General features: G+C 38.9%; 1 protein-coding gene. It reads left to right on the top strand.

Features of this window, described 5'->3' with window-relative positions; all coding sequences use genetic code 11:
• Nucleotides 1–1,043 (top strand): GTPase HflX (hflX, locus tag AC1DTM_RS28190; protein WP_477001456.1); only part of this gene is annotated, 1,043 nt, incomplete at both ends.

The raw sequence follows: 1,043 nt of genomic DNA, 5'->3' as shown, positions 1-1,043 counted from the left end.
GAACTGGCATCGCTAGCAAAGACTGCGCGAGCGGAAGTGTTAGTATCAACGACGCAAAAGCGTCCGAAGTTTCATCCTGCAACTTATATAGGAAAAGGTAAACTAGAAGAGCTTGCTGCGATGACGGAAGAGTTAGAGCCGGCTGTTATTGTTTTTAATAATGAGTTAACACCAAGTCAAATTCGGAATTTATCTTCAGTATTAGATGCGAGAGTGATTGACCGAACGCAGTTAATACTAGATATTTTTGCGCAACGTGCGAAATCGAGAGAGGGTAAGCTTCAAGTAGAGTTAGCTCAGTTGCAATATACAATGCCGCGCCTTATGGGGCAAGGTTTGTCTTTATCACGTCTTGGTGGTGGAATTGGTACGAGAGGKCCGGGAGAGACGAAGCTCGAAACGGACCGTCGTCATATTCGATCACGTATTGATGAAATAAAGAAGCAACTTGCGGTTGTTGTAGAACATCGGAAAAGATATCGTGAGAGAAGGAAAGATAATAAAGTATTTCAAATTTCGTTAATTGGGTATACAAATGCAGGGAAATCTACGTTGTTTAATAGATTAACGGAAGCTGATACGTTTGAAGAAAACTTATTGTTTGCAACACTAGATCCGACGACAAGGAAAATGCCGTTACCTTCTGGTTATACAGTGCTTTTGACTGATACGGTTGGTTTTATACAAGATTTACCTACGTCACTAATCGCTGCTTTTCGATCTACGTTAGAAGAAGCTGGGGAAGCGGATGTTATTTTACATGTTGTTGATTCAGCAGATCCTAATTATGTAGGGCATGAGCAGACAGTAAAACAATTATTGTCAGACCTTGAAATTAATCGTATTCCTATTATTACGTTATATAATAAAAAAGATAAATTGCATCAAAACTTCATTCCATTTCCGAAAAGTGATTTCTTAATGACTAGTGCTTTTGAAGAAAGTGATTTACTGCGTATAAAAGAAGCGATAGAAATGAAGATGAAGGAAGAAATGGATGATTATCAAGTGGAAATTCCTCCGAGTGAAGGTAGGTTGTTAAC

Source organism: Bacillus sp. P4_D3 (assembly GCF_056401855.1).
This window is presented reverse-complemented; position numbering and strand designations above follow the sequence as displayed.